13 protein-coding genes are annotated in these 17542 nt (G+C 39.2%); 11 read left to right on the forward strand and 2 right to left on the reverse strand.

Translation table 11 applies throughout. The features are described from left to right. Positions 1-37 precede the first annotated feature (37 nt). Together ATHSA_RS03365 and ATHSA_RS03370 are read left to right on the forward strand one after the other, a co-directional pair. Positions 38-1333 carry a carbohydrate ABC transporter permease gene (locus ATHSA_RS03365; RefSeq protein ID WP_161847748.1) on the forward strand — a complete coding sequence of 432 codons (1296 nt, stop codon included), beginning with the start codon at positions 38-40 and terminating at the stop codon, positions 1331-1333. Then, entirely contained in the window at positions 1330-3693 is a 2364-nt protein-coding gene (locus ATHSA_RS03370; RefSeq protein WP_197739219.1) for a carbohydrate ABC transporter permease, read from the forward strand. The genes ATHSA_RS03365 and ATHSA_RS03370 overlap by 4 nt, the downstream gene beginning before the upstream one ends. On the opposite strand, the gene ATHSA_RS03375 is transcribed toward ATHSA_RS03370, so the two are convergent. Together ATHSA_RS03375 and ATHSA_RS03380 are read right to left on the reverse strand one after the other, a co-directional pair. Beyond that, on the reverse strand, positions 3694-5880 hold the full coding sequence (locus ATHSA_RS03375; RefSeq protein WP_161847749.1) for an APC family permease: 2187 nt from the start codon (positions 5878-5880) through the stop codon (positions 3694-3696). Beyond that, complete coding sequence (locus tag ATHSA_RS03380; protein ID WP_269473938.1) at positions 5864-6889, reverse strand: lysylphosphatidylglycerol synthase transmembrane domain-containing protein; 1026 nt, start codon at positions 6887-6889, stop codon at positions 5864-5866. Before ATHSA_RS03380 ends, ATHSA_RS03375 begins: the two co-directional genes overlap by 17 nt. 441 nt (positions 6890-7330) lie before the next feature. On the opposite strand from ATHSA_RS03380, the gene ATHSA_RS03385 reads away from it, so the two are divergent. From ATHSA_RS03385 to ATHSA_RS03425, 9 genes are read left to right on the forward strand one after another with little or no spacing between them, the layout of a single operon-like run. Beyond that, positions 7331-8578 carry a glucuronate isomerase gene (locus ATHSA_RS03385; RefSeq protein ID WP_161847751.1) on the forward strand — a complete coding sequence of 416 codons (1248 nt, stop codon included), beginning with the start codon at positions 7331-7333 and terminating at the stop codon, positions 8576-8578. Next, positions 8578-9366: a DeoR/GlpR family DNA-binding transcription regulator gene (locus ATHSA_RS03390; protein ID WP_161847752.1), complete on the forward strand. Its 789-nt coding sequence runs from the start codon at positions 8578-8580 to the stop codon at positions 9364-9366. Before ATHSA_RS03385 ends, ATHSA_RS03390 begins: the two co-directional genes overlap by 1 nt. Continuing rightward, positions 9350-11479, forward strand: coding sequence for a Cgl0159 family (beta/alpha)8-fold protein (locus tag ATHSA_RS03395; protein WP_161847753.1), 2130 nt, complete (start codon positions 9350-9352; stop codon positions 11477-11479). Before ATHSA_RS03390 ends, ATHSA_RS03395 begins: the two co-directional genes overlap by 17 nt. 10 nt (positions 11480-11489) lie before the next feature. Next, positions 11490-11924: a PPC domain-containing DNA-binding protein gene (locus ATHSA_RS03400; protein WP_161847754.1), complete on the forward strand. Its 435-nt coding sequence runs from the start codon at positions 11490-11492 to the stop codon at positions 11922-11924. A 32-nt stretch (positions 11925-11956) separates the two neighbouring features. After that, positions 11957-13264, forward strand: a complete 1308-nt coding sequence (locus tag ATHSA_RS03405; RefSeq protein ID WP_161847755.1) for an ABC transporter substrate-binding protein — start codon at positions 11957-11959, stop codon at positions 13262-13264. A gap of 45 nt (positions 13265-13309) precedes the next feature. Further along, positions 13310-14182 (forward strand): carbohydrate ABC transporter permease, encoded by an 873-nt coding sequence (locus tag ATHSA_RS03410; protein ID WP_161847756.1) that lies wholly within the window; start codon positions 13310-13312, stop codon positions 14180-14182. Continuing rightward, positions 14179-14997, forward strand: coding sequence for a carbohydrate ABC transporter permease (locus ATHSA_RS03415; RefSeq protein WP_161847757.1), 819 nt, complete (start codon positions 14179-14181; stop codon positions 14995-14997). Before ATHSA_RS03410 ends, ATHSA_RS03415 begins: the two co-directional genes overlap by 4 nt. Positions 14998-15011: 14 nt before the next feature. Next, positions 15012-15686: a PIG-L deacetylase family protein gene (locus ATHSA_RS03420; RefSeq protein ID WP_161847758.1), complete on the forward strand. Its 675-nt coding sequence runs from the start codon at positions 15012-15014 to the stop codon at positions 15684-15686. Continuing rightward, positions 15679-17535, forward strand: coding sequence for a glucosidase family protein (locus ATHSA_RS03425; RefSeq protein ID WP_232060123.1), 1857 nt, complete (start codon positions 15679-15681; stop codon positions 17533-17535). The genes ATHSA_RS03420 and ATHSA_RS03425 overlap by 8 nt, the downstream gene beginning before the upstream one ends. Positions 17536-17542: the final 7 nt, after the last annotated feature.

Consider the following 17542-nt stretch of genomic DNA (forward strand, 5'->3'; position numbering starts at 1 on the left):
AATCATCTACTAAATTTGGTGAGGGTGAAGTGATCTTATGCATAACAGAATACGTTTCTGGGAAAATGTGAGTGGGTATCTCTTCATCCTTCCGGCCCTGATAATAATGTCTATCTTCGTTTTCTGGCCGGTTGGGTATTCCTTCTATCTCTCCTTCTTTAACTGGGATTACGCCCATCTCAAAAATCCAAGTTTTATAGGTTTACAAAATTACATCCAACTTTTTGAGTTAAACACGCCTCCGCCCTATTCATTCTTCAAAGCCCTTCTTTTTGACGGTTTCTACATATCCGTAACGTTCCTTGTACTCTTCTCCTTATACATCTTCGTTAACTGGCTGATATCAAAGAAGATCAGAATTTTTGAAGCGATCTATGTTGTTACGACGGTGCTTTCTTTAGCCTTCTTCGGAGAAATTTTGAAATCTTTAAACGTAATTCCATACGTGGTTTTGATCTTTTTAGGTCTGGCTGTAGGACTTGTTGCCTTCAGAAAAAGTCAATTCATTTCGAGAATGGCAGGCCATCTTTTTACCCTCTTTTTGATAAGCGGTGCGATTTATGTTACGTTGAGATTTGCCTTTCCAAGCAATTACGGAATATACCAATGGCTCAACGCTGTAAAAGAAAGCAGCGATTTCATTAAATCCATATGGAATACGGCATATTACGTCATTCTCTATGTTCCTGCAGACATAATACTCGCATTGCTTGTGGCTTTGCTTTTGAACAGACTTAAATTTTTCAAGGCCATTTTGAGAACTTCCTATTTTATGCCCTTTGTTACATCTATTGTTGCCATAAGCCTTGTCTGGCAATGGCTTTATAACGATCAGTACGGCCTTATAAATTATCTGCTTTCTTTGATAGGCATCTCCCCCGTCGCATGGCTTAAGAGCGATGTGTGGACTATCCCTACGATAGCCATAATGTCTGTGTGGAAGACAATCGGATACAATGCCATAATCTTTCTTGCCGGTCTTCAATCGATAGACAGATCTTATTACGAGGCCGCAGATATAGACGGGGCAACGACCTCTCAAAAATTGTGGTACATAACATGGCCTCTTCTCTCTCCGATGACCTTTTTCGTTTTGATCGTTTCAGTCATAGGGGCATTCAAGGTCTTCACCGAAGTCTACGTCCTATATCAAGCCGTTCCGGGCCCTTACAACAACTCTGGATTGACGATAGTTTATTACATCTTCCAGACCTTCTACACGAACCAGCAGATGGGTCTTGCATCTGCCGCGGCATACATACTATTTGCGATAATTTTGGTCTTTACCCTTATTCAATTTAGAGTCGGCCAGAAAAGGGTTGAGTACTTATGAAGATCAAAGGCACGGTCATCGAGATAATCCTTTACATAATAGCCTTTGCTGGCGCGGCGATAATGCTTATGCCTTTCATATGGATGGTCGTTACTTCATTGAAATTGCCCGAAGAGGTTCAGGTATTTCCGCCCACATGGGGAACGGTCAATGCCCTGCCGGTAAGAGATATAAATGCCTCGATAGATCATTCGAGTTATTCGTCCGTCAATTATTCTGCACTTAGCCTTCAGCAATTTTTGAATGTGAGCCAGGCAAACACATCGAGCGCTTCCAATGTTTTGACGGTCAATTTTGCCGGTACCCCTCCGTTAAGAGGCACGATATATCTGACTTTGGGAAATGGCGGCCCGATAAAATATGCAACGGGCATAAACTTTCAAAGTGCGGAAGATGTCATCAACGTTGTCGATTCTAAAATATACCCGTCGAATTATCAAAACCAAATAAGTGAATTGAAATCCCTTTCTTCAAATCCACAGGAATATATCAAGGCATTTTTCAACATTTTCAGGTACGGGTCAAAACCTATTTTCTCAAGGATAGACTTCATTGATAATGCCGAAAAGGCCATAGATTCGGCGACATCAACGGCAAAAATCTTCATGCCGGCCCTTCTCCGAAATCCATCTTTGTCCTCTTCGGGAACGGAACAACAATTCGTCAAGGAATTTCTTTCTTCAAATGAATTTTTCGCACAAAGTCAAATTCTTGCCTCATCTCTGATTCCTTACAAAAAAGGCACCGGTACTCTCGCATCGGATCTGCCGGTCGTGGAAAAATTATTCGATAACTTCTTTAGCAAGGCCGATCTAAAACAGATTCTAATTCAAAAATTCGGGAAAGTCGATCCCGCCTTGGATAACGTTGTCAATTTCTACGAGCAAAGAATGATAAACCCGATCGCAGGATACTACAATTTGATGAAATCCTACGATGATGTCTTCAACTTTTACCAAAATTCGATGAATTTAACTACCGATTCTGAGATGATCTTTACCTTCTTCACAAAAAAGGATCAGATCCAAAGGCTTGAGAGTGCGATAAAAGGCTCAACGCTTCCTTCGACATACATGAATATAGCCCTTGATATAGTTAGATCTGGAGATCTTTCGCATTTCATAGATAATTTTATAAATTCGACGAACGAGATGTTAAAGTCCGATCTCGCATCCATTGGATTGAATAAAGATCAAGTTGACAGCGCATTCAGAGGGATATCGAGTGTCGTAACTAACATGAAGATATTGTATGGAGTCCTAAATCCAGATGAAAAGGTAGAACTTGACAGGATGATAAGCGAATATTCTGGAAACTGGAATGAACTGTCACAAAAGATTTCTGAAAGATTCGGATCGGAACATCCAAATAGCACAGGGGTTTTGACGGGCAGTTCAGGTCAACTTGCCTATATTTCGAGTGGTTTTTCTTCGTACAAAGATCCATCGGCAGTCGAGAAAATGCTTGAAGTTGCCTGGTTGAATTACAGGGTAGTTTCTCAAATTACCGATATTTACAACAACACGTATTACACGATGAAGATCATAAAGGCACCATCGATAATTTCAAGCATTCAGTACTTCCCTTCGAATGGAAGTGTCAAGATCTTTTTGAAAAACATAAATAGCGTCTGGTTTACGACGCTTCCCGTCAAGGTTTCGGTACATTTCACCATTTCTGAGATCTTTGCAAATCTTTTTGAGGCTTACGTTCAGGCATGGAATGCCGCTCCATTTGCAAGGTATTATTTGAATACAGTCTTTGTCGCCGTTGTAACGACCTTTTTGAATATCGTCTTTGGAGTTATGGCGGCCTTTGCCTTTTCAAAATTGCACTTTGCCGGCAGGAATTTTTTCTTCATGCTCTTCATAGCAACCATGATGATTCCCGGAGAGGTATTGCTCGTTCCGAATTTCATAACGATAGTGCATTTCGGCTGGCTTAACACTTATTATGCCCTCATAATCCCGTGGGCCGTTAGCGCCTTTACTATATTTTTGATAAGACAGAATTTCATGACCATTCCGGATGAACTTTTAGATGCGGCAAAAATAGACGGCGCTTCAAGGTGGAGATTTTTGTGGACTATAATGGTGCCCCTTTCAAGGCCAGTCATAATAACCGGCGCACTTTTGAATTTCGTCGGAAGTTGGAATGCCTTCTTGTGGGTCCTTATAGTCACGAATGAACCTTCGATGAGAACTTTGCCGGTTGGACTTCAAAATTTCAGCAGCAATGCCGGAACGATTTACAACCAGTTGATGGCCGCCTCGACATTCACAATGCTTCCGATCGTCATATTGTTCCTCTTTGCCCAAAGATATTTCATCGAAGGCATTGCGAGAACCGGAATAAAATAGTCACGGTGAAAACTTTTTTATGAATTCGAAGATCTTTCTTACACTTTGATTATGGAAGACCTCATGGAATGCCCTGACTGCGAGTACGGAAGATTGTGCCTCTTCGAAGATGAGATCTGTCTTTAAGCCTAAAAGGCTGTCGCCCGTATTCCAGTCAGTCGAAATTCCTACGATTACGAGATCGTATTCTTTAGAAAGTTCGACGATCTTTTGCCATGCCGAAGGGCTGTATTCTATTAAAATCTCTCCGTCTATTTTCAGAGTTTCGAGAATGTGCGCGAGGACCTTTTTGTACTCTTCGATTTCTTTTTCATTCTCTTCGTAAATTATTTTAAGAATTGTAACCTTTGCATCGTAGGCATCTGCTATCCTTTTGACAAGATCGGCGGCCATCTGAGAGTAAATACTTCCGCTATAGGGGAAGAGAATGCGTTTGAATTGATTGCCTGTGAATTTCATTATACCGACATCAACGGGAGACCTTTCTAAAATCTTTTTTTCCCACTTGCTGAAGGCCTTTTTTTCTTCCTTCCATTCCATTAGGATCATATCGATCTTGTTTTGAATTGCGAACTCATCGACTATCTTTTCTCTGTCCTTTGAAAGAATGACGTGTAAATCTACATTTGTCTTTCTTTCATTTCCGACCATAGAGACGATCTTTCTTATTCTTTCGAATTTTTCTACCGATCCTTTTAAGGTTTCGTAGTTATCCTTATCACTTACGATGTCAGGTATATCTATTATCCCTATTGGAATTGCGTTTTCATTTGAAATATCGAAGGAAAAATCTAAAAGAGATTTGGCCTTCTCTTCATCTTCTAAGACGGAAAGTACCTTGAAATTGTTTTTGACTTTAACCTTCAAAAAGGGCAAGGGCTCATTTGAGATACCCCTTGGAGCCGTTTTTAACCTTGGACTGAGAAGGTAATAGACAATTCCAATTGCCCAAAGCGCCATTACAAAGCCTAAAGCGAGTCTATCCGTGTAAAGCAAGATGAAGATCATGACAACGTTAAAGCCTATGGCGAAGATCGGAATGTATGGATACAGGGGAGTTTTAAATCCATTTTCGGTATTCAAATTCATCTTTCTTGCATATATGAGAGACAGATTTATGAACGCGTATCCTGTAAGGGTTAAAGAACTTGCTATTATCGAAATTTCTTCGATATTTTGAGTTATCGTTGCTATTAGAATTATAATCGATGCCACGACAATGCTAAAAATTGGAGATTGGGTTTTTGGATTTATAGATTGGAAAAAATAAGGAAGTTTTTTATCCCTCGACAAAGCAAAGGAAGTTCTCGACGATGCGAGCAAAGAGGTGTTCATGCATGAAAGCGTTGCGAGAATGCCCGCTCCCGCGAAGATATATCCTCCAATCGGGCCTCCGATTATTTTGGCCGTGTTTATCATGAAATTGCCGGCATTTTGAGCCGTTATAGTGTTTACGTTTAAAATCGCACTTCCTATGAAAAAAGCGAGAGTTTTGATAACAATAACGACTACCATCGATATCATTATCGCAAGTGGAATAGTCCTCTTTGGATTCTTAACCTCTTCTCCGAGCGTTGTAACGGCGTCAAATCCTATGTAAGTCATGTAAAGGATGCTCATGGTCTGAAACATCGGGACGAAACCGTTGGAGAAAAAGGGAGTTACATTTTTCACCTCTGCGAATTTGAAGCCGTAAATTATGTACCCTATCAAAATAGCGACGAAGATCGTCACAATCGTATTTTGAAGAAGCGCTGAATTTTTAATGCCACTTATCTGGTTCGATGTTACGTAAATTATCAAAATCAGCGATCCCACTATCCCGGGCAGGAAGGGAATGAAGTAGTTGAGAAAGTTTCCAAATCCTATCGCAAACAAAGAGGCAGATAGAGCGTACCCTATCCACAAGATCCATCCAGTAAAAAAACCTATGAAATTATTCCCAAAGGTTGCCCTAACGTAAGAGTATCCACCGCCGGCTTCCGGGACAAAGGTCGAAAATTCAGCAAAAGAAAATGAAGTCAAAAAGGTCGCTATTCCAGCAAGAAAGATCGCAAGAGTTGCCGATGGTCCGGCCATTTTAAAGACCGTTCCGGCAAGCACAAAAATTGCTCCTCCTATCATGGATCCAACACTGACCATCGTTGCCGAATAAAGGCCAAGCGTTCTGTTAAGTTTTTTGCGCATTCTCTGTCTCCTTTCCTTTTGCCCTGAATTCGAAAAACATCGTTACGATGCCAAGCAAAATGGGAAGGTAATATGTGGATATTCTCCATATCAAAATTCCTGCCATAACTGCTGGCGGACTTCCATATATCGAGAAAACGAGATAAAAGGCTCCTTCTATGCCGCCGGAAGATCCGGGAGTTGGAAAGTAATAGACAATGAAAGACAACAATATAAAGATAGCGCTCAAAGACCAGAATGAAAGAAAGAATTGAGCCCCATTTTCGTATGAAGCAGCCATTATCGATCTGTAAAGTATGTAATAAAGGATACCTAAATCCAAAATTCCAGTCATGGCATCGAAGATTATCAAAAGAGGTTTTTTCATCCATATCATGTGCATCGCATCGTAAAATTGCCTGACGTTGTTTTCGAATTTAGTCAAGATTTCGACATCATCTTTTTTAAACAACTTGAAGATCCATTTCAAAATGCGTGATTTTTTTACAAAATTCACAAGGCCAATTCCAACAGGCGGCACAAGAAGCATTAAGACAATCGCAAAAGAGACGATAACCCCAACTAAAATAATTGCCCATACGATCTGGCTTAAGACGGGAATTCCTATTTGAACGTAGAAAAGGTATCTTTTCAACAACAAAATCGATGAGATCGAAAGAAAGATCATCATCGTGCTCCACCGGGTCAATATTATGGCCGAAGAGATTTCAGGCTTTACCTTCCACTTTGAAAGATGGTATATCTGAAATGGCTGGCCTCCGGCAGAAGAGGGTGTTATATAGGTATAGAAATATCCTAAAATCGAATTTGATAGCGCGATCTTCCAGTTGATATGCTCATCAAGAAAATGAGTCATTACCCATGTTCTGACGGTGTCTATGAATATAATACCCATGAAAAGTGCAAAACCTATGAGTATATCAATTGGAGATAAAGACAAGATCTTCAATATCTGTGTGCTGTCTTTGGCAAAGATCAAAAATACCGCGAAAACAGAGGCGGTTGACAATAAAGCTATGAAAAGACTTCTGTAAAGTTTTTTTCTTTCTTTCTTGGATTCACCGCTAACTTCTGAGCCCTCCCTTTAAAAGTTTTATCAATTTATTTTATCATAACACGAAAAATCAACAATGAAGCCGAATGCTTATTTACCGAAGCGGAGAGCAGGATGCCCTCGAGATGGCCGGCGCTGCGGATCGAGGACAGACATCGAGCGGGGCACCTGCCGGAGCCAAAATGGTGTTTTACACATGATCAGGTATAGCATTTTCCACAACAATCATCAAAAAAACAAAGATAATCAATTTAATTTTACGATTTTAAGACTAAATTTAGGATAATCAAGATATTTTTCAGAAAAAAGCTTAAAATCGCCAAATTCGGTATTTGCATTTTTGTACTTTTATATGTTTTCATTTAGTTGTATTTAGTTTTATTTGGAGGCGCAAAAATGAATATAAAGAAAGAAGAAGTAAGCAAGATCGTCAAAAAGGCCGTCGATGAGGTCCAAATAGTCGATCTCCATACTCATATCTTCGATCTGAGATTCAAAGACTTATTGTTGTGGGGAATCGATGATCTCCTCACCTATCATTATTTGATAGCCGAAGTTATGAGGTTTTCTGAAATGCCTTACGATGAATTTTGGAAGATGACAAAAACAGAACAGGCAAATCTCATATGGAAAACGTTGTTCATCGAAAATTCTCCCTTAAGTGAAGCGGCAAGAGGCGTTATAACGGTTTTGAAATCTGTCGGACTCGATCCTTCTAAGCGTGATATAGATGGATACAGAAGGTTTTTTGCATCTAAAAAGGTTGAAGAATACATCGATATAGTTTTCAAAACGGCCCATATAAAATACGTTGTCATGACAAATGATCCATTCGTCGAAGATGAAAGAAAGATCTGGATCAAAAATGAAAAAGGGGATATCAGATTCAAAAGTGCGCTTCGAATAGATCCGCTTCTTGTCAAATGGCCGTCTTCTTATCTTAAACTCAGAGAATGGGGATACGATGTCGAAGAGAAATTGACAGAAAAGACCTTCTCTGAGATCAAAAGATTTCTTTCTGATTGGATAGATCGCATGAATCCCCTTTACATGGCCGCATCTCTTCCGCCAGAATTCAAGGTTCCTTCAGATACGGAAACTGCCTTGATAATAGAGAATGCCATAATTCCTGTCTCTTACGAGCATAACATACCCTTTGCGATGATGATAGGTGCCAAAAAACTCACAAATCCTCAATTAAAACTTGCCGGTGATTCGGTCGGGAAGGCAGATATAAACACCGTTGAGTATCTTGCGAGAATGTACCCTCACAATAAATTCCTTATCACGATGCTCTCGAAGGAAAATCAGCACGAACTCGTCGTTGCCGCGAGGAAGTTCAGGAATATCCATGTTTTTGGTTGCTGGTGGTTTTTGAATAATCCATCAATAGTCGATGAGATCACTCGAGAAAGAATGGAAATGTTAGGATTGAGTTTTACACCTCAGCACTCGGACGCGCGCGTGCTCGATCAACTCATATACAAATGGGATCACTCAAAGAAGGTTATAGAAAAAGTGTTGATAGATAAATATCTCGATATTTTGGAAGATGGATGGACGATCACCGAAGAGGAGGTAAAAAGAGACGTTGAAAAACTCTTCGGTGGAGAATTTGAAGCATTTTTGAAGAGGAGATTTTGATGTTAGAAGAGACTCGAAAGGCCCGCCTTATAGACATAATAAAGGAAAAGGGAGAGGTTACGGTAAAGGAACTTTCTGAAATTTTGGGTGTAACGGGTACAACCATAAGAAAGGATCTCTCAGATCTTGAAAGCATTGGAATGGTAGTGCGCACACACGGTGGGGCATTGCTTCCATCTCATACAAAGGTTGAGTGGGGTTTCATTCAGAAATCTCAACAGCACGTTGAAGAAAAATCTGCCATAGCCAAAAAAGCGCTTGAGTTTGTAAAGCCCGGAGACAGCATAATCTTGGACAGCGGCACTACAACCTTAGCGATGGCAAGAGAGATAAAGAGGATAAAATTGCTTCCTTTAACGATTGTAACGAATAACTTTTTCATAGCGACAGAACTCGTCGGAACAGGTGTCGATCTCATAGTGATCGGTGGAATTGTAAGAGAGAATAGTTTTTCTTTGATAGGCGCATTCGCGGAAGAGAACATAAAAAAGATATACGCAGACAAAGCCTTTGTCGGGGCGACGGGATTTTCTAAAGATGGATTTATGACTCCGAATGTCAACGAGGCAAAGATAAAGTCTTTGATGATCTCTCAATCGAGCGAATCTTTTGTCATAGTTGATTCTTCAAAATTTGAAAGACCGTCATTTGCGATTTATGCGAATTTGAATCAAATAGATCACGTTATAACCGATTGGAAAGTGTCGGAAAGTGCAAAGACAATACTTGTAAATGCCGGTGTGGATTTGATTGTTGCGAAGGAGGACGAAAATGATCTTAAAAGATAACATTGTAACGGTTGTCCAGCCGATGGCCTTCCCGGGACGGCAGAACACGAACTCAATGCAAAGGGGAGAACCAAGCGAAAAATATCTTATGGATTCGCTCAAAACTATTGCATCGGACAATTACTTCGGAGGAATAGAGATAACTCGTATAAAGGATCCCGTTTTGAGAAAGAAAGCGATAGATTTTCTCAAAACGACAAAACTTCACATTTTCTTCGGAGCCCAATTTGTCCAGTCGTTGAACGAAGAAGGATACGCTCCGACAGATATTTCCTCGATAAACGAACTTGACAGGGTAAACGGTGTGAATCGTCTCAAAGAGTTGATCGATCAGGCATACGAATTCAACGCCGAAGGATTTACATTCAGATCCGGGCGCGATCCCGGTATAGAATTGCGCGAGACGGCAAAACTTTCTTTGGTAAGATCAATTCATGAACTTTGCGAATATTCTGATCGCGTGGCAAAGACTCTAAAGAGGAAGCCGATGAAACTGATCTTGGTCATGTTCGATAGAATCAACGATCCGAGAGGGCGCTTTCACGATCAGTTAATAGGACCCACACTCGAGGCGATAGAGATAGCAAGGCGTGTAAGAGACGAGTACCACCACGATGAATTCGGACTTCTGTACGATCTTACCCATATGCTTCTTATAAGGAATACAAAATCGATAATCGATCACATAAATCTTGAAATACAAGCGGGAGATCAAACAAAAAAATATGAGAATTTGGTCAAGGCTGAAGAGGTTGAAGAGCCTGAATTTGCAGAGGTTTTGCAGTATCTCAAGCCATACCTTTTCCATGTACACATAGGAAATTGCGTGCTTGATCCCAGCGATCCCAATTACGGCGATGCCCACATATCCTTTGCATACCCAAACGGCGCGATTAAATTGAGAGAGGTTGCCGATTTTGTAAAAGCGCTCCACGAAATGGATTACACAGGACCAATCGGCTTCGAAGTCATGCCGCGCGGTCGCGAGGGAAGTGTGCCAGTATTGCAGCATTCCAAATCCTTCTACGATGATGCCAGAACGTGGCAAGATGTCATATATGGAGTTGGAAAGTACAGATTTGTAACTCGAGAATATTTTCCCGAATGGGCATTCTACAAATTGACAGATCTCAGAGTTAAAAATCCCGAAATAATAGAGGAGACTCTGAAGGCAAGAAAGAGAAGAAAATCACTGACCGAAGATGGTTACCTTGTCATCCTCGCAGCCGATCATCCGGCCCGTCGCGTTACGGGCGTGGGAGATAATCCAACACTGATTGGCGACAGGCTCGAATATTTAGGGAGGATTGTAAGAGTTTTGACATACGGATACGTTGACGGTGTCATGGCCACGCCCGATTTGATAGATGAACTTGCGATGATAGATTATCTTTACAGAAAATCTGGAAGAAAGAGTTTCTTGGATAACAAGGTAATAATGGGCAGCATGAACAGATCGGGCCTTGCGGGAATTGAATACGAGATGGAAGATGTCATAACCTCTTACTGGCCGAAAGACCTTGTGAGGTTTAACCTCGATGCCGGAAAGTTGCTCTTCAGACTTGACACGGGAAAATATTCGAGATGGTCTTTGAAGACGCTCGAAGAGTGTGCGGCAGCCGTAAGAGAATGCAACGAATTAGGCCTTCCAGTGTTTTTAGAGCCTTTGCCGGTAACAAGAAAGGATGAGAGTTCATCGTACGAGGTTATAGCAGACGCAAATGAATTGATCAAGATCGTCGGAGTTGTTTCGGCGATAGGAGGAAGCAGCGCAAAGATGTGGATAAAGATTCCTTACGTTCCAAATTTCGAAAGAGTTGCAAGATCGACGACATTGCCGATTCTTATCCTTGGTGGAGAATCAAAAGAAGATCCAACCTACACGATGGAAAATCTCTCGAAGGCACTCGAAAGTGGGCCTAATGTAAGAGGTGCACTTATCGGACGAAATGTGCTCTTTCCAGGCGATGACGATCCCGCGGCCGTGTCTTACGGCGTCTTTAGAACTGTCCATGATGGGCTGAGCGCTGCGGAGGCTTTGGAAGATTTGATAAAGCGCAGGAATGACAACTTTGACGAATTGAAAAAAGTATTCGAAGAGACTTTAGAGTGAGGTGATTTGGATGATATTCGATATGAAAGAAGAAAATTTGATCTTTGTAAGATTTGACACGGGTGATGATTTTTTTGAGTCTTTGTATTCGGTCGTCGAAAAATATTCCATGAATGCCGGCGTTATTCTTTCGGGGATGGGCATGCTCAAAGATTTTGAAATAGGATGGTTCAACATGGAAAAGGATCAATACGAAAAGATAAAAGTAGAAACGCCCCACGAACTTGTGGCGCTGACGGGTAACATAGCAAGAAAGGACGGAAAACCCTTCGCCCACATCCACGTTGCCCTCGCAGGCCCGGATAAAAAGTTAGTCGGTGGTCATCTTTTTGGCGCAAAAGTAAACATAACGAACGAGATCTTCATTTACAAAATAGATTCAATGAAATTCGAAAGAGTCGCGTACGGATCATTTAACAAGTTGGAAGGAAGGTATTTCAAATAACCCGAAAGGGAATTTTTAAGGAGGTGTTGTTTGTGAAAAGGGTATTTGTGATATTGTCAGTTTTACTTGTTGCAGTGATGTTCGTCGCTTTTTCCCAGCAAATAACTTTGACCTTTGCTTATTTCACAGATGGGCCGGATCTTCCTGTCATTCAATCGTTGATAGCACAGTATGAGCAACTTCATCCGGATGTAAAAATAAATCTGTTGAATATACCGTACAGTGATTACGCTCAAAAACTATCAACGATGATTCAAGGTGGAACACCACCCGATATTGCAAGAGCAGGGGACATAATACCTTATCAAGATGTTGCTTTAAATATAGCGCCATATATCACATCTTTTACAGGTGAGAGCGTTGAAGAATGGGTAAAAAATCATAGCGGTTTTACATCTATGGAGTACTGGTACGATACAAGGCATGAAGTTCTTGGCATTCCATGGGATGCCGGTGCTCATGCGTTATTTTACAACAAAGATGAGTTTGCAAAGGCTGATATCACAGCACCTTCAACAACTCCATGGACATGGGCGCAATGGGAATCTGCAATGGAAAAAATAGTCAACAGCGGCGCTGCTAAATATGCTCTTACTTATGAAAAAACATCTTACAGATGGTCGAACTTACTTTATCAGGCCGGAGGTCAGATATGGAATGAAAATGGTCAATGTGTCATAAATAATCCTGAAGGAGTAAGAGCCTTGTCCTTTTTCGTGTCTTTGTTTAGGAAGAATCTTATTCCTGAATCAGTATGGGTGGGCAATACGCCAGCCTTCAGTTACTTCCAAAATGGTCTTGCTTCAATGTTTTACTCAGGAACATGGATGATTCCGGAACTAATGCAAAAAGGGACTGTGAATTTCAAGTGGGGAGTTATGCCACTTCCAATGGATAAAGTTAATGCTGTAATGACCGGGCCAAAAGTTATTCTCGGATTTAAGAGTACAAAATATCCAAAACAAGTTGCAGAGTTCATGTTGTGGTTGACCTCTAAACCAATATTGACACAGTGGTGCCAAAAACTTGGTGCCATTCCAGCGAATCATCAATTACTCCAAGAAGGCATAGATTATGGAAATCCAGAATTGAACTCGGTAATGCAGATAATTCTTACAGATCTTAACAAAGGGACTCAAGTACAAGGTAACTGGCCTGCCAATTTTGAGAGAGACTGGATTGTTGGTAATACGGCTGTTATAACTCAAACCTACTATCCACGTCTTGTTCAAGATATAGTTAACGCTATTTCTGGGACCATGACACCTCAGCAAGCACTTAATGACGTTGCAAGTTATTTTAACCAGCAAATGGCAAATTTAAAAACATCTTCTAAGTGAAAAAATTCCGGCAGCTTCATGCTGCCGGATTTGGAGGTTTAATTCATGAAATTAAGAAAATTTATTCCCTATATTTTTTTGGCTCCTGCTTTTTCCATATTTCTCATATTCATAATATATCCGGGTGTATTGGGATTTATAGTTTCTATGTATAGAACTCCTTACTCATTTGGTCAGAGTGTATTTGTTGGATTTAACAATTACCTTTCGATTTTTGAAACAACGAGTTTTTTAGATGCTCTTTTAAGGACCTTTTTGTTCAGTTTACTCGTAGTACCTACGATTTATTGCTTTTCATTGGGACTTGCCCTTTTGATGACGTCACCAAGCGTTAAAGCAAAGTCTGTTTTGCGAGTCTTCTTTTTTCTACCAAGTGTTCTATCCGGAGTTATAACTGCTTTGATATGGGATTGGATGTTAAACTACGATTTTGGATTTCTAAACAATTTATTTACAGTCTTGGGTTTACGAAATTTACCATTTCTTTTAAACCCAACTTATGCTTTTTTATCTCTTGTTTTGATAATGTCGTGGGCTGCTTCAGGGTTTTTCATGGTAATTTTCATAGCCGGAATTCAATCAATACCTCAAGAACTTTATGAGGCAGCCGAAATAGATGGTGCAAGTACTTTCGAAAAATTCACTTTTATAACCTTGCCCATGCTAAAACCCACCTCTATACTTGTCATAATTCTTTCGACAATACAAAGCATGCAACTTTTTGATATACCCTTTGTCTTAACAGGTGGTGGTCCCGGAGAGTCTACAACTTTTGCCGTTGAAAAAGTTTATAACACGGCATTTATAAATCTTAATATGGGTTTAGCCTCAGCGATGTCTTTTATTCTATTCTTAGTCTTTTTAACGATAGGAATTTTACAATTTAAAGTTTCAAGAGAGGGGCAATTTTTAGCATGAAAAAATCAGTAAAATCAATCTTTTTAAATGTTTTGACTTACATATTGTTGTTCTTATTCTTTTTTCCAATCTTTTGGCTTGTACTTTCTTCTTTTAGACCATCTTACGATCTTTACGCTTATCCTCCGAAGTTGTTATCTACAGATTTGACTTTTGAAAATTATATAAATGCATGGACATCTGGAGATTTTCCACTTTACTTCATGAATTCAGCGATTGTAACGGTTTCTTCGACGATTCTAACAGTCGCAATTAGCATGATGGCTGGTTTTGCTCTCGCAAAATATAAATTTTTCGGTGGAAATGTACTTTTTTGGACAATGTTAGCCACCTTGATGTTACCACTTCAGGTTATCATGATACCTATTTTCATAGTATTAAAGAATTTTCACATGTTGAACTCATATCTTGGCCTTATAATACCGCCTGCCGCCACACCTACAGGTATTTTCCTTGTCAGGCAGTATCTCGTATCTTTGCCAAATGAACTTATTGAGTTTGCGAGGATTGATGGAGCTTCTGAATGGAGGATTTTTTGGTCAATAATTCTTCCTCTTTCTACCCCAGTTATAGCGACTTTAACAATTTTTTCGGTAATGTGGAGATGGAATGATTTTCTATGGCCTTTAATAGTCATAAGCAATGAGAAATTGTATACAGTTCAACTTGCCTTAGGCATGTTTTCAGGACAGCATACTATAAACTGGTCAGGATTGCTTCCTATGACGGTTCTTTCAATGATACCAATAGTTGTTGTTTTTATTGCTTTCCAGCGTTTGTTTATAAAGGGAATTTACGCTGGTTCTGTGAAATAAGGAGAAGAGTATCAATGGATAAAGTTGATATTTTAGCCATAGGCCCACATCCAGACGATGTTGAAATAGGATGTTCCGGTTTTATTCTTAAGGCAAAGTCTGCCGGGTACCAATCACAGATTGTCGTTGTCACCGATGGACAGGCCGGTCTAAGTGGAAGTCAAGAAATGAGAATAAAAGAAGCGACAGAATCTGCTATGTTTTTAACCGGTAAAGAACCAATTTTTCTACATGAAAATGATGGTCTGCTTGATGATACTTTAGAACTCAGAACGAAAATCGCAAATTTGATAAGAACTTTTAGACCAAAGATTGTTATTTCGCCATTCAATAAGGATAAGCATCCAGATCATGTTGTTCTTTCCGACATTACGAGAAAGGCTATATTCATGGCACGGTCAAATATAAAAGCCCTTGAGAATGTAAGACATCAGATTCAAGTTCATCTCGAGATGATTCTTGATCCGATATCGGCCGGACAAGACGAAAAAGTGATAATCGATCTGTCTGATGTTTGGAATGATAAATTAAAATCTCTTGATTTTCATAGATCTCAAAAAGAGGTTATATATAATTACTTTAAATTCGATCAAATGATCTCAGAAAATTTTGGGCTGGCACATTGTGAATTGTTCAAATTAAGAAATTCTATTCTTAAAAATATAAATTCATTTATAGGGGATGAATAAGGTGAAATTGTCGAAATGCTCTATAGAATCGGATGTGATCAAAGATTTTTATCTATCAAATGAGTATTTGACTGTCAAGTTTGAATATTCAAGTATAAAGGGTATTTTTGGATCTGACAATGGTAAGTATATTGACTGGATTTCTTTTTCAGATAAATTTGAAGAGGCAGTTTATTATCCCAATTCAATAACATTTGATAAAAAATTATCAGTGATTCTTTCAACTGAACCTGCTTTGGCGGTGTCCGTAAAAGGTCAAATTAAAATGAAATTGAAGGTCTTATTTGAAAAGCAATTAAGGATACCTGTCGTAGAAAAAATCCTAAGTTCGATCGAAAAATATGAAGTACATCAAAATAAAAATGAAATTATAATAAAAGGCAAATCTAAGCGAATTTCGATTGTCGTTGAAGGAGCAAAATTCAACGTAAGAAGAAGTGGTGATATCTTGGCGTTTGATATAAATCCTTCAGATGAGGCATGGATTTTGTTTTATTTTGGAGATAAAAGACCATCTGCTTCGAAAATAAAGGAATCTCATGGTAAATATTTGGAGTATCTTTCGAATATTTTTAATTCAGAAGACGAACTTATAAATTCCTTATTTGTTTTTTCTTTGCATACTGCAATCTCTAATCACAAAATAGGAATTGAAAATGATTTTTCTGTTCTTTACGCAGGGCCAAGTTATGCTTTGCCCGCTAGAACTTATTATAGAGATTCTTTCTGGACTTCCAAAGCACTTTTACCATTTAAACCATCGATCGTTAAAGATCAAATACAAGTTCTTTCAGACGGAATAGATGAAAATGGAAATGCTCCAAGTGGTATTGTTTTTGCTTCAAAAGAAGAATTTGAATTGTCAAGAAAATTCGCGAATCTTGATCCTAAAGTACGGCAATTTCAAAGAAGGCCGCAAGATTGGTGGTCAGATCACTGGGATTCTCCTTATTTTTTTGTGCTTTTAGTGTATGATTATTTAAGATGGACCGGCGATCGAGAGATTTTAACTGAGGATATTTTGAAAAAGATAAGGGTTATTCTCGATAAATTTGAGCAGGATAAATGGATTTTCTTTAAGGATGAAGATGTAAAAGATTGGTCTGATAACGTTGTAAGATCTGGTTTTGTTACTTATGATCTTTCACTTTATGCTGGCTCTTTAATTAGCGCATCGAAGATTTTTGAATCAATTGATCAAAATACATCGGCAAAGTATATAGAAGGATATAAGACCATAAAACGGTTTATGAATGATGAAATATGGAAGGCAGATCATTTCGCCGATTATATCAACGAAAAAATCGGTAAAATCGAAGATCATATCAATATTGATACTGTAGTAACTTTACTTTACGATATTCCTGATAACGATGAAACATTTATCGATACTTTGAAGAGATATCTTTTTACTAAGAATAACGATGAGCAAAGATTTGGAGATTGGGGAATATTGAGTGTATGGCCATTTTATAAATATAAAGAAGATCTCAAATTCAAAAGTGCTTTTCCTTATAGATATCATAACGGCAGTGACTGGCCTTATTGGGATGGGATAATAGCCAAAATTCTTCTAAGTAGATCGGACCCTGAATGGAAATATGCTTTGTTAAGATCATGGGAATATTCGCTTTCAAACAAATGGTATCTTCCCGTTGAATATTATTCGCCTCCATTTGGTCGTGGAGGATTATTGCAAGCATGGAGTGCCACACCTGTTTGGGCAATAGTTTCTGGTGGATTCGGCATAGAACCAGATATAAATGGAAATTTCTCTTATAAAACTCCTCCATGGGGAAAGTCTACCTTGAAATTCAAATTGCATTCCAAAGATATAGAGATAAATTAAGGAGATG

Source organism: Athalassotoga saccharophila (assembly GCF_009936215.1).
In the GTDB taxonomy this organism is placed as follows: Bacteria; Thermotogota; Thermotogae; order Mesoaciditogales; family Mesoaciditogaceae; genus Athalassotoga; species Athalassotoga saccharophila.

Bases quoted from the DNA above. Each gene is read 5' to 3' on its own strand.
- ATHSA_RS03385 (WP_161847751.1), top strand. From the start codon at position 7,331: ATGAATATAAAGAAAGAAGAAGTAAGCAAGATCGTCAAAAAGGCCGTC.
- ATHSA_RS03410 (WP_161847756.1), top strand. From the start codon at position 13,310: ATGAAATTAAGAAAATTTATTCCCTATATTTTTTTGGCTCCTGCTTTT.
- ATHSA_RS03390 (WP_161847752.1), top strand. From the start codon at position 8,578: ATGTTAGAAGAGACTCGAAAGGCCCGCCTTATAGACATAATAAAGGAA.
- ATHSA_RS03395 (WP_161847753.1), top strand. From the start codon at position 9,350: ATGATCTTAAAAGATAACATTGTAACGGTTGTCCAGCCGATGGCCTTC.
- ATHSA_RS03425 (WP_232060123.1), top strand. From the start codon at position 15,679: ATGAATAAGGTGAAATTGTCGAAATGCTCTATAGAATCGGATGTGATC.
- ATHSA_RS03370 (WP_197739219.1), top strand. From the start codon at position 1,330: ATGAAGATCAAAGGCACGGTCATCGAGATAATCCTTTACATAATAGCC.
- ATHSA_RS03415 (WP_161847757.1), top strand. From the start codon at position 14,179: ATGAAAAAATCAGTAAAATCAATCTTTTTAAATGTTTTGACTTACATA.
- ATHSA_RS03420 (WP_161847758.1), top strand. From the start codon at position 15,012: ATGGATAAAGTTGATATTTTAGCCATAGGCCCACATCCAGACGATGTT.
- ATHSA_RS03365 (WP_161847748.1), top strand. From the start codon at position 38: ATGCATAACAGAATACGTTTCTGGGAAAATGTGAGTGGGTATCTCTTC.
- ATHSA_RS03400 (WP_161847754.1), top strand. From the start codon at position 11,490: ATGATATTCGATATGAAAGAAGAAAATTTGATCTTTGTAAGATTTGAC.
- ATHSA_RS03375 (WP_161847749.1), bottom strand. From the start codon at position 5,880: ATGCGCAAAAAACTTAACAGAACGCTTGGCCTTTATTCGGCAACGATG.